This window comes from Pseudomonas sp. SIMBA_041 (assembly GCF_046535095.1).
In the GTDB taxonomy this organism is placed as follows: domain Bacteria; phylum Pseudomonadota; class Gammaproteobacteria; order Pseudomonadales; family Pseudomonadaceae; genus Aquipseudomonas; species Aquipseudomonas mucoides.
In genome coordinates this window covers 249282-261509 of the sequence record NZ_JAWRXJ010000008.1, presented here as the reverse complement: position 1 = coordinate 261509, position 12228 = coordinate 249282, and the positions used below count along the sequence as shown (strand labels likewise).

Annotated in this window: 8 protein-coding genes; 5 read left to right on the top strand and 3 right to left on the bottom strand. The window is 59.8% G+C overall.

The genetic code is table 11. The features are described 5' to 3' along the window. The first annotated feature begins 137 nt into the window (after positions 1-137). The 5 genes from SB725_RS20925 (at position 138) to SB725_RS20905 (ending at position 8554) form a co-directional block, all read left to right on the top strand. Positions 138-3986: an EAL domain-containing protein gene (locus SB725_RS20925; RefSeq protein WP_410922552.1), complete on the top strand. Its 3849-nt coding sequence runs from the start codon at positions 138-140 to the stop codon at positions 3984-3986. Positions 3987-4235: 249 nt separating this feature from the next. Continuing rightward, the gene (gene glyA / locus SB725_RS20920) at positions 4236-5489 is read left to right on the top strand and encodes a serine hydroxymethyltransferase (RefSeq protein WP_059182128.1); all 1254 of its coding nucleotides are present in this window, start codon (positions 4236-4238) and stop codon (positions 5487-5489) included. Between the two features lie 275 nt (positions 5490-5764). Further along, positions 5765-7078 carry a C4-dicarboxylate transporter DctA gene (locus SB725_RS20915; RefSeq protein WP_027924217.1) on the top strand — a complete coding sequence of 438 codons (1314 nt, stop codon included), beginning with the start codon at positions 5765-5767 and terminating at the stop codon, positions 7076-7078. Between the two features lie 57 nt (positions 7079-7135). Further along, positions 7136-7840 (top strand): FadR/GntR family transcriptional regulator, encoded by a 705-nt coding sequence (locus tag SB725_RS20910; protein WP_410922551.1) that lies wholly within the window; start codon positions 7136-7138, stop codon positions 7838-7840. 24 nt (positions 7841-7864) lie between these two features. Continuing rightward, positions 7865-8554, top strand: coding sequence for a GntR family transcriptional regulator (locus tag SB725_RS20905; protein ID WP_027924219.1), 690 nt, complete (start codon positions 7865-7867; stop codon positions 8552-8554). Between the two features lie 96 nt (positions 8555-8650). Here the strand turns inward: SB725_RS20905 and yjiA are convergent, their stop codons facing one another. The 3 genes from yjiA to SB725_RS20890 form a co-directional block, all read right to left on the bottom strand. Continuing rightward, positions 8651-9625: a GTPase gene (yjiA, locus tag SB725_RS20900; RefSeq protein WP_410922550.1), complete on the bottom strand. Its 975-nt coding sequence runs from the start codon at positions 9623-9625 to the stop codon at positions 8651-8653. Between the two features lie 163 nt (positions 9626-9788). Then, positions 9789-9986, bottom strand: coding sequence for a YbdD/YjiX family protein (locus tag SB725_RS20895; protein WP_007895266.1), 198 nt, complete (start codon positions 9984-9986; stop codon positions 9789-9791). Between the two features lie 15 nt (positions 9987-10001). Next, on the bottom strand, positions 10002-12068 hold the full coding sequence (locus SB725_RS20890; protein ID WP_027924221.1) for a carbon starvation CstA family protein: 2067 nt from the start codon (positions 12066-12068) through the stop codon (positions 10002-10004). Positions 12069-12228 lie beyond the last annotated feature (160 nt).

Below are 12228 nucleotides of genomic sequence, written 5' to 3'. Positions count from 1 at the left end.
AGCTACCTGAATGACGGAAGGCAGTCCAGCCGACAGGGGCTGGCACTTAGCCACAACTCAAGGCATGCTAGCCGCCCTTCGGGCGTCAGGCTTATAGTGCACGTCGCGCCAGTCCAGTCAAACCGCAGGATTCCAGTTTGCCTAATGCCACCCCGCCAGTTCCCGTGAGCGCCCCCAGTCCTGCGACCGGCTCGCCCCTGCGCGGAACCTTGAAAGGCGCACTGGCCACCCTCGTCCTGTTACTGCTCGCGCTGCTGTTCTGGCAGTTGCTGGATCAACTTCGCGAAACCCAGAAACACCAGCGCCAATACACCATCGATTACACCGCCGACCTGGCCGCGCAAATCAGCCTGAACATGGCGCTCAACGCCCAGATCGCCCTTAACCTGCTACCGATCGTCGAGCAACCGCAAAGTGCCGACGAACAACAGGCGTTGCTGCGCAAGCTGCAGCAGTCATTGCCCGAATTGCGCAGCCTGGCGTTGCTCAGTCCCTCCGGAAAGATTATCAGCGACAGTGCCACTGACAGTCAGGACGCCGACTACCTGAGTGAACTGGTGCGGCGCAGTCACGCCCAGGCGCACTATTTCAGTAATGCCGATGACGGCTCCATGGTGCATCTACTATTGCATCAGGCCAGCGGCAGCACGCGAGGCTATTGGGCCTTGCGCCTGACACCGACCTTTTTCTCGGCCCTGACCAAACAAAACGAAGCCGGCATCCGCCCGCTGTGGCTGGTGGAGAACCGCGTCAATCGCCAGATCATCAGCCGCGATGATGCATTGCCGTCAAGCACGCCAACCGTGCTGACGCCAGATGAACTGGCCAGCAGTGTGCTGACCGTTCCCCTGAGCAGCAGCGACTGGCAGCTGCGTGGGTTGTTCGATCGGCAGCGGGTGCTCGAAGACCTGCTGCCGGCCTTCATCGGCAAATGCCTGCTGGGCCTGGCGCTCTCGTTACTGCCCTTCATTGCGTTGCTGAACATGCGCCGGCGTCAACGCCAGGTGCATGAAGGCCGTCGACGTTATCAGGACATTTTCGAAGGGACGGGAGTTGCCCTCTGTGTTCTCGATGTTTCCGGGCTCAAGAGCGTTTTCGACAAGGCGCAGCTGAACAGCAGCGAACAATTGCAGGCCTGGCTTGATAATCCGGAACAACGACGGCAACTGCTGCAGGAGCTGCGCATCACCGAGGTCAACCTGGTTGCCCTGCAACTGCTCAACGTCAATTCCTGCGATCAAGCCTGGAACCTGCTGATTGATGGTAATCCGCTGGACGGCACCGCCATCGGCAATCAAGTGCTTGAAGCGGTGCTCAACCAGCAAAACCAGCTAGAGCTGGAAATCAAATTGCAGGGCGCCAATGAGCGTGATCAGCATTTGTGGCTGGTTCTGCGCCTGCCGGCCGATCAGGACGACTACAAAGCGGTGATCCTGAGCATCACCGACATCACCAGCCGCAAACTGATCGAGCTGTCGCTGCTGGAACGTGAAGGGTTCTGGTCCGATGTGGTGCGCACCGTGCCGGATCACCTGTACGTGCAGGATGTGATCAGCCAGCGGATGATTTTCAGTAACCACCACCTGGGCCAGACCCTGGGTTACGACCGCACCGAACTGCATCAAATGGGTGAGTATTTCTGGGAAATCCTGCTGCACCCCGAAGACGCCGATTTCTACCACCGCTCCCGCCAGACCCAGCGCCAGGCGGGTTACAGTCAATTGATGCAGTGCCAACTGCGCTTCCGTCATCGCGACGGCAAATGGCGGCGATTCGAGATTCGTGAACAGGCCCTGGCACGGGACAAGCACAATCAAGTCACGCGCATCATTGGCGTGGCCAAGGACATCACCGACCAGATCGAAGCCAGCGAATCGTTGCGCGACAGCGAGCAGCGTTACCGGATGCTCGCCGAAAGCATCAGCGACGTGATTTTCTCCACCGACAGCAAGCTGTCGCTCAACTACGTCAGCCCCTCGGTGCAAGCCGTGCTGGGTTATGACTCAGACTGGATCTTCCAGAACGGTTGGCAATCGATCGTCGCCAACCCGCAACAACTGACCGGCATCTTCACCCTGATGGACCGGGTCAGCAAAGCGCTGGATAAACCCGAGCAACTGGCGCTGTTGCGCAGCCAGGTGCAGACCCAACTGTTCCTGTTCGATTGCCTGCGGGCCGACGGTCGCAAGATTCCCATCGAGCTGCGGCTGGTGCTGGTCTGGGACGAACACGGTGCCTTCGAAGGCGTGCTCGGTGTCGGTCGCGACATCAGCCAGCAGCGCCGGGCCGAGAAAGACCTGCGCATGGCGGCCACGGTATTTGAGCACTCGACCTCGGCGATCCTGATCACCGACCCGGCCGGTTACATCGTTCAGGCCAACGAAGCGTTCAGTCGCGTCAGTGGTTACGCCGTGGAACAGGTGCTCGACCAGTTGCCGAACATCCTGACCGTCGACGAGCAGCAGGAAGCGCATCTGCGCTATGTGCTCAAGCAACTTCATCAAAACAGCACATGGGAAGGTGAAGTCTGGCTCAAGCGCCGTAGCGGCGAACACTACCCGGCCTGGGTCGGTATCACGGCGGTACTCGATGACGAAGGCGACCTGGCCAGTTACGTGTGCTTCTTCAGCGACATCAGCGAACGCAAGGCCAGTGAGCAGCGGATTCACCGCCTCGCCTACTACGACGCACTGACCCACCTGCCCAACCGCACGCTGTTCCAGGATCGCCTGCACACCGCGCTGCAATCGGCGGAACGACAGAAGTCGTGGGTGGTGCTGATGTTCCTCGACCTTGACCGTTTCAAACCGATCAACGACTCCCTCGGTCACGCCGCCGGCGACCGCATGCTCAAGGAAATGGCCACGCGCCTGCTCGGCTGCGTCGACGATGACGACACCGTGGCACGCATGGGCGGCGATGAATTCACCTTGCTGCTGCAGCCGAAGGTCAACCGTGAAGTCGCGCTGAACCGGGCGATCCACGTGGCAGAACAGATTCTCGCCAGCCTGGTAAAACCCTTTGTGCTCGAAGGGCGCGAGTTCTTCGTCACGGCCAGTATCGGCATCGCCCTGAGCCCGCAGGACGGCAACGAACTCAGTCAGTTGATGAAGAACGCCGACACGGCGATGTACCACGCCAAGGAACGCGGCAAGAATAATTTCCAGTTTTATCAGGCGGACATGAACGCCAGCGCCCTGGAACGCCTGGAGCTGGAAAGCGACTTGCGCCACGCCCTGGAACAGAACGAATTCGTGCTGTATTACCAACCGCAGTTCAGCGGCGATGGTAAACGCCTGACCGGTGCCGAAGCCTTGCTGCGCTGGCGTCATCCGCGACGCGGACTGGTGCCGCCGGGGGATTTCATTCCGGTGCTCGAAGAGCTCGGTCTGGTGGTGGATGTCGGCGACTGGGTGATCGCCGAAGCCTGCCGTCAGCTCAAGACCTGGCACCAGACCAAGGTCCGTGTGCCGAAGGTGTCGGTGAACATCTCGGCGCGGCAGTTCTCCGACGGCCAGTTGGGCACGCGGATCGCCACCATTCTCAGGGAAACCGGCCTGCCGCCAGCGTGCCTGGAGCTGGAACTGACCGAAAGTATCCTGATGCGCGAAGTCAGCGAAGCGATGCAGATACTCGCCGGGCTAAAGAACCTCGGCCTGAGCATTGCGGTCGACGACTTCGGCACCGGTTATTCATCGCTCAACTACCTCAAGCAATTCCCGATCGATGTGCTGAAAATCGACCGCACCTTCGTCGATGGGCTGCCGTCGGGCGAACAGGATGCACAGATTGCCCGAGCGATCATCGCCATGGCCCACAGCCTGAACCTGGCGGTGATCGCCGAAGGCGTAGAAACCCATGAGCAACTCGAATTCCTGCGTGAGCATGGGTGCGATGAGGTTCAGGGGTATCTGTTCGGACGACCAATGCCGGCCAATCGGTTTGAGGCGCAGTTCAGCAATGATGCGCTCTTCATGTTCGACTGAGATTTTGTGCGGCAGCGACCGGCCCTATCACGAGCAAGTTCGCTCCCACAGGGTTTTGGGGTGTACACCCCTTTGTGAACACCGCAGATCCACTGTCGGAGCGAGCTTGCTGGCGATGAGGCCAGCACGATCACCGCTGATCCCGTCATGAAGCCCACTTGTCTGCGACATGATGTCCTTTCATATGCCATCTAAAAGCGGTTGGGTTAGAATGCCCCCCTTTTCTGCCCCCGATCCTTGAGGACCGCCATGTTCAGCCGTGATTTGACTATTGCCAAGTACGACGCCGATCTTTTTGCCGCCATGGAGCAAGAAGCTCAGCGCCAGGAAGAACACATCGAGCTGATCGCTTCGGAAAACTACACCAGCCCAGCGGTGATGGAGGCTCAAGGCTCGGTACTGACCAACAAGTACGCCGAAGGCTACCCGGGCAAGCGCTACTACGGTGGTTGCGAGTTCGTCGACGTCGTCGAGCAGCTTGCAATTGATCGAGCCAAGGAACTGTTCGGCGCCGATTACGCCAACGTTCAACCGCACGCCGGTTCCCAAGCCAACAGCGCCGTTTACCTGGCCCTGCTGTCGGCTGGCGACACCATCCTGGGCATGAGCCTGGCCCACGGTGGTCACCTGACCCACGGTGCCAGCGTTTCATCCTCCGGCAAACTGTACAACGCCATCCAGTACGGCATCGACGCCAACGGCCTGATCGACTACGACGAAGTCGAGCGTCTGGCGGTTGAGCACAAGCCGAAAATGATCGTGGCCGGTTTCTCTGCCTACTCGCAGATTCTGGACTTCCCACGCTTCCGCGAAATCGCTGACAAAGTCGGTGCTTACCTGTTCGTCGACATGGCCCACGTGGCCGGTCTGGTCGCCGCTGGCGTCTACCCGAACCCGGTGCCATTCGCTGACGTCGTGACCACCACCACGCACAAGACCCTGCGCGGTCCACGTGGCGGCCTGATCCTGGCTCGCGCCAACGCTGACATCGAGAAAAAGCTGAACTCCGCGGTATTCCCGGGCGCCCAGGGTGGCCCGCTGGAGCACGTGATCGCCGCTAAAGCGATCTGCTTCAAGGAAGCGCTGCAGCCTGAGTTCAAGACCTACCAGCAACAAGTGGTGAAAAACGCCAAGGCCATGGCCGGCGTATTCATCGAGCGCGGGTTCGACGTGGTTTCCGGCGGTACCGAGAACCACCTGTTCCTGCTGTCGCTGATCAAGCAGGAAATCTCCGGTAAAGACGCTGACGCCGCTTTGGGCAAGGCGTTCATCACCGTGAACAAGAACTCCGTGCCAAACGACCCTCGCTCCCCGTTCGTCACCTCCGGCCTGCGCTTCGGCACTCCGGCGGTAACCACTCGCGGCTTCAAGGAAGCCGAGTGCAAGGAACTGGCTGGCTGGATCTGCGACATCCTGGCTGACCTGAACAACGAAGCGGTAATCGACGCCGTTCGTGAGAAGGTCAAGGCCATCTGCAAGAAACTGCCGGTGTACGGCGCTTAATTGCACCGCTAGACCAGCAACATGAAAAACCGGCCAGAGATGGCCGGTTTTTTTTCACCTGTGATTTTTTCGAGGGTCGAAAAGGCTCAAGATCGGGGCATTCCGCGCAACTGGTAAGACCGGTCATGCCGCTGATGCAATTTCTGCTTGCGACCACCTAAAACCTGCGTCTAGACTGCGCCTGCACTGGACATACCGGTAAGACCACAATAATTAAGTCCTGAATCTGATGCGCCTCGCGCACGGCAGCCAGGACACCGACCAGGATTCCTCCCATGCTCAGATGGTGCTCGCGTTCAATCTTCCTTCAAGTGGTTCTCGGACTGGTGCTCGGCATCGTCTGCGGGCTGACCCTTCCCGAATACTCCGCCCAGCTCAAACCCCTCGGCGACGGCTTCATCAAGCTGATCAAGATGCTCATTGGCCTGATCGTGTTTTGTGTGGTGGTCAGCGGCATCAGCGGTGCCGGCGATCTGAAGAAGGTCGGGCGCATTGGCCTCAAATCGGTGATTTACTTTGAAGTGTTGACCACCATCGCCTTGGTGATCGGCCTGGTCTTCGCCTTCAGCACCGGCATCGGCAGTGGCGCGAACATTCATCTGGATCAGCTCTCTGCTGCCGACATGGGTGACATCGCCCAGCGCGGCCAGCACATGCACACCACCACGCAATTCCTGATGGACCTGATCCCGACCTCGGTGATTGGCGCCTTCGCCGACAACAACATCCTGCAGGTGCTGCTGTTTTCGGTGCTGTTCGGCAGCGCGTTGAACCTGGTGGGCGAAGCGGCCTCGGGCATCTCCCGACTGATCAATGAACTGAGCCACGTCATTTTCCGCATCATGGGCATGATCGTGCGCCTGGCGCCGATCGGCGTGTTCGGCGCAATAGCCTTCACCACCAGCAAATATGGCCTGGATTCGCTGCAGCATCTGGGCAGCCTGGTCGGCCTGTTTTACCTGACGTGCGCCGCTTTTGTGTCGCTGATCCTCGGCCTGGTGATGCGCCTGTCCGGCCTGCGTATGTGGCCGCTGCTCAAGTACCTGCGCGAAGAACTGCTGATCGTCATGGGCACCGCTTCGTCAGACGCCGTGTTGCCGCAAATCATGCGCAAGCTTGAGCATCTGGGCATCGGCAGCTCGACGGTCGGGCTGGTGATTCCGACCGGTTACTCGTTCAACCTCGACGGTTTCTCGATTTACCTGACCCTCGCCATCGTGTTCATCGCCAACGCCACCGGTACGCCGCTGGCCATGACCGACTTGCTCACGATTCTGCTGGTGTCCTTGATCACGTCCAAAGGCGCCCACGGTATTCCCGGCTCGGCGCTGGTGATTCTCGCGGCCACCCTGACGGCGATCCCGGCGATTCCGGTGGTTGGCCTGGTGTTGGTGCTCGCGGTGGACTGGTTCATGGGCATCGGCCGGGCGCTGACCAACCTGATCGGCAACTGCGTTGCCACCGTGGCCATCGCCCGTTGGGAGAAAGACATAGACATCCAGCGCGCGAACAAGGTGCTTTCCGGTCAGGTGGGTTATACCTTCCAGCCGAGAAAACCGGTCGCGCCGGCGCACCAGCAGGAATTTTGAATCAAGTGGGAGCCTGCCAGACGGCGGGCTCCCCTGCCTTTATCCATGGAGCAAACCGTGATTACCACTTCAACGGTCGTCAATTCAGTCGTAGAAAAACTTCGGGCCGCACTGGCCCGTGGTCAGTGGCGCTCCGGCGAGATGTTGCCGGGCCAGCGTGAACTGGCCGAGCAACTGGGCATCAGTCGTCCGAGTCTGCGCGAAGCCGTGATCGTGCTGGAAACCCTCGGCCTGGTGCGCTCGATGCCGGGCAAAGGCGTGGTGGTGCTCGACGCCCACCTCGGCGACAGCCAAAGCCGCGACAGCGCAGTGGCCGGCGCGAGCCTGGAAGACGTGCTGCAGCTGCGCTACACCCTTGAGCCGTTCATCGTCGGTCTGGTGGCGCAGTCGATCAGCAGCAAGGAAGTCGGGCAACTGCGCCTGACCCTGATGGACATGCGCGAAGCGCTGGAAGCCAACGACGCCGAGGCCGGGGTCAACGCCTACATCGCCTTCCACGAAGAATTGTTCACGCTGACGTCCAATCCGATTTTCCAGAGCGTGGTGCAGCAGACCAGTAATGCACTCAAGCAAAGCGCGCAAGTGCTGCGCAACTCGCCGGAACACCTGGCCGAGCGCTTGGAAGAAAACGAAGCCGTGGTGCGCGCCATCCGTAGCAAGAACAGCGCCCAGGCCAGTGCCGAAATGCGTCGGCACATCCTTCGCGAAGGACGGCGAATGGGCATCGAATTGAACATACCGGAAGACAACCTCGGCAGTTAAAACCATTGGAACCGGAGACCGGCCATGAACAGCTTCGCTTCACCGCAGACGCTTGTTGCCCTGCCCTTTCCCAACCGGGAGGAGAATCTGTATTCACGGGTTTTCGATGCGATTCTCGAACAGCGCCTTGATGCGGGCAGTCGTTTTACCGAAGAAAGCCTGGCGCAAGTGTTCAACGCTCGACGCGGTGATATCCGGGGTGTACTGACGCGATTGGCTCATCAGCAGATCATCGTCCTTCGGGCAAATCATCGGCCCCGTGTCGCTGCGCTCAATGTCGAGCAGGTCCGGCAAACGCTGCATGCACGGCGGCTGGCCGAGATCACGCTGGTGCGGTTGGCCTGTCAGCACCCGTGCCCGCACGCGTTAAAACGCCTGGGAGCGTTGATCGACAGCGAGCGCGAAAGTACCCAGCGTGGTTCGGCGATTCGGTTGTCGGGGGAGTTTCATTTACAACTGGCGAAAATGGCGGGGAATGCTCCTTTGGCGCATTTTCTGGACAGTCTGGTGCCGCTGACTGCGTTGGCCGTTGCGCAGTTTGATGGCTGGCTGGAGGGTTATTGCGATTGGCAGGTGCATCAGCGGGTTTTGACGGCGGTGGAGCGTGGCGATGAGGAGATGGCGGTCGCCTTGCTGAATCAGCATCTGGATCATTTGGGAGCGGTGTTGCTGAGCTCTGGGCCGACTCTCAGCCAGAATCGTGTTGCCGGGTAAATCGCCATCGCGAGCAGGCTCACGCCTACAATTGGAATGCATTCCCCTGTAGAAGTGAGCCTGCTCGCGAAGAGGCTCTTTCAGCCACCGAAAATATCAGGGCTGCGCCGCCACCCGCGCAAATCCCTCACGAATCTTCTCTTCCGGCAAATCATCGGCAATAAACACGATCACACTTTCCCGCGCCTCGCCCTCTGCCCATTCCGTGTCCCAGTCGAATCCGTACAACTTCAGGACACCCTGGAACACCATGCGTCGCGGCTCGCCAGCAATGTTCAACACGCCTTTGTAGCGCAGCAACTGCTTGCCGTGATCCTCCAGCAGCTCATTCATGAACTCGCTGAGTTTGTCGATATCCAGTGGCTTGTCGGTGCGCAGCACCAGGCTGGAGATGCGGTCGATGGACGGCGCTTTGCTCACCGGACGCAAACTCACGCCACCGCCGAGGTCGGCATTCAGGTTAAAACCACGCACGTCGAGCAATTCGGCCAGGTCGATCTGGCCGTGATCGACCACGCGGATCGGTGCACGCCGGTTGATGCGGGTCAGACGCTCACTCAATGCGGTGAACGCCGGCTCGTCCACCAGATCGCGTTTGCTCACCAGCAAGCGGTCGGCGAAACCGATTTGCGCCTGGGCGATGGTTTGGGTCAGGTGAGTCTCGGCGTGCGCCGCGTCCACCAGGGTGATGATGCCGTCGAGGATGTAGCGCTCGCGCAGCTCTTCATCGATGAAGAAGGTTTGCGCCACCGGCGCCGGATCGGCCAGCCCGGTGCATTCGATCACCAGACGGTCGAAGGCGATGTCGCCGCTGTCCAGGCGTTCGAGCAACAGGTACAGCGCTTTGGTGAGGTCGGTGTGGATGGTGCAGCAGACACAGCCGTTGGACAGCGTCATGACTTGTACCGGCTCGTCGCCCAACAGTTGGGGGTCGATACCGGCATCACTGAATTCGTTTTCGATCACGGCGATTTTCAGCCCGTGCTCGGCTTTGAGCAGGTGGCGCAACAGCGTGGTCTTGCCAGCGCCGAGGAAGCCGCTGAGGATTGTTACCGGGATGGGAGAGGACAAACTGGATCTCCTGACTCACAAAATTAAAGTATCAACACAAAACAACTGTGGGAGCGAGCTTGCTCGCGATAGCGGCTTAACATTCAACATCACTGTTGATTGAAATTCCGCCATCGCGAGCAAGCTCGCTCCCACAGGTATTGCTGTTAAGCCGACAACCGGATCAACAGCACTTCGGCCCACCCTTGCCACCGTAACGAGCTTCCTGGCGTTCGCGGAAGAACATCTCGTAGCTCATCACCGGTTTGTCCGGGTGTTTGGTTTGCATATGCTCGACGTAGTTGTCGTAGTCGGGCATGCCGACCATCAGGCGCGCGGCCTGACCGAGGTATTTACCGAGGCGACTCAGGTCATTGAACATGCTTGCAATCCTCGATTACGCGTCCGGCAGGGCCTGGAATGGCGCTTCTTTATCCGTACGCTCTTTGGTACCCCAGGCGGCAATGCCGACCTTGAGTGCGTAGAACAGGATACTGAAGACCACGAACAGGAACAGCGCTGTCAGCGTTGCGTTGGTGTAGGCATTGAAGATCACGTGCTGCATCTGCGTGATGTCCTTGGCCGGGGCAAGGAGCTGACCATTGGCCAGCGCATCGCTGTATTTCTTCGCCAGCGACAGGAAGCCGATGGCCGGATTAGCGTCGAACAGCTTGATGAAACCCGCCGTCACGGTGCAGATCAGCAGCCAGACGGCCGGCAGCATGGTCACCCAGATATAGCGTTGGCGTTTCATTTTGATCAGCACAACGGTTGCCAGCATCAGCGCGATACCGGCCAGCATCTGGTTGGAGATACCGAACAGCGGCCACAAGGTGTTGATCCCGCCCAACGGGTCGATCACGCCTTGGTAGAGCAACCAGCCCCACATCGCCACACAACCGCCGGTGGCGATCAGGTTGGCGGTCCAGGACTCGGTACGGCGCAAGGCCGGCACGAAGGAGCCGAGCAAATCCTGGAGCATGAAGCGACCGGCACGGGTACCGGCATCGACCGCCGTCAGGATGAACAGCGCTTCGAACAGGATCGCGAAGTGGTACCAGAACGCCATGGTGTTTTCACCCGGCAGGACACTGTGCAGGATCTGCGCGATCCCCACCGCCAGGGTCGGTGCGCCACCGGCACGGGCCAGGATAGTGGTTTCACCAATGTCATGGGCCACCGCTTGCAGGGCTTCCGGGGTAATCGCAAAGCCCCAGCTGCTGACGGTTTGCGCGACCGCTACGATGTCACCACCAACTACGGCAGCCGGGCTGTTCATCGCGAAGTACACGCCCGGCTCGATCACCGAGGCGGCAACCATGGCCATGATGGCCACGAAAGATTCCATCAACATCGCGCCGTAACCGATGTAACGGGAATTGACTTCGTTATCCAGCAGCTTCGGCGTGGTGCCGGAAGAGATCAGCGCGTGGAAACCCGAGACCGCGCCACAGGCGATGGTGATGAACAGGAACGGGAACAGACCACCCTTCCACACCGGACCGGTGCCGTCGATGAACTGGGTCAGCGCGGGCATTTTCAGCTCGGGCATGGTTACCAGAATGCCGATCGCCAAGGCCACGATGGTGCCGATTTTCAGGAACGTCGACAGGTAGTCACGGGGTGCCAGGATCAGCCACACCGGCAGTACCGCCGCGACAAAACCGTAGCCGACCAGCATCCAGGTGATCTGGATCCCGGTGAAACTGAACGCCTTGGCCCAGACCGGATCAGCGGCAATCTGCCCACCGAGCCAGATCGAACCGAGCAGCAACGCCACGCCGACCACGGAGATTTCGCCAATGCGACCCGGACGGATGTAGCGCATGTAGATGCCCATGAACATCGCAATCGGGATGGTCGCCATCACCGTGAAAATGCCCCACGGGCTTTCGGCCAGGGCTTTCACCACGATCAGCGCCAGCACCGCGAGGATGATGATCATGATCAGAAAGCAGCCAAACAGCGCGATAGTGCCGGGGATACGGCCCATTTCTTCGCGGACCATGTCGCCCAGGGACCGGCCATTGCGGCGGGTCGACATGAACAACACCATGAAGTCCTGAACCGCACCGGCCAGCACCACGCCGGCAATCAGCCACAATGTGCCGGGCAGATACCCCATCTGCGCCGCCAACACCGGCCCGACCAGCGGCCCCGCGCCAGCAATGGCCGCGAAGTGGTGACCGAAGAGGATGTGCTTGTTGGTCGGAACGTAGTCCAGACCGTCATTATTGAGTACGGCGGGGGTGGCCCGTCGCGGGTCGAGTTGCATCACATTGGTGGCGATGAACAGACTGTAGTAGCGATACGCAACCAGATAAATGGCCACGGCAGCGACTACAATCCACAGGGCGTTGATCGCCTCACCTCGGCGCAATGCCACCACACCAAGGGCGCACGCACCGACGATTGCCAGCAGCAGCCAGGGTAAATGGCGTAGCAGGCTATTATTATTTTTCATTTTATGATTCCAGCCAGAGTGGACAAGAAAGACAGCCACCCCGAGTTTAGCTCCCCTGACGGCAAAGGCCATACCCCGACATTGGTCTAGACGCCTGCCCGCGCTGGCAGGCTTTAACAATGCAGGTCTATAGTCAGCGTACCTTTCCGAGGATTGCGCC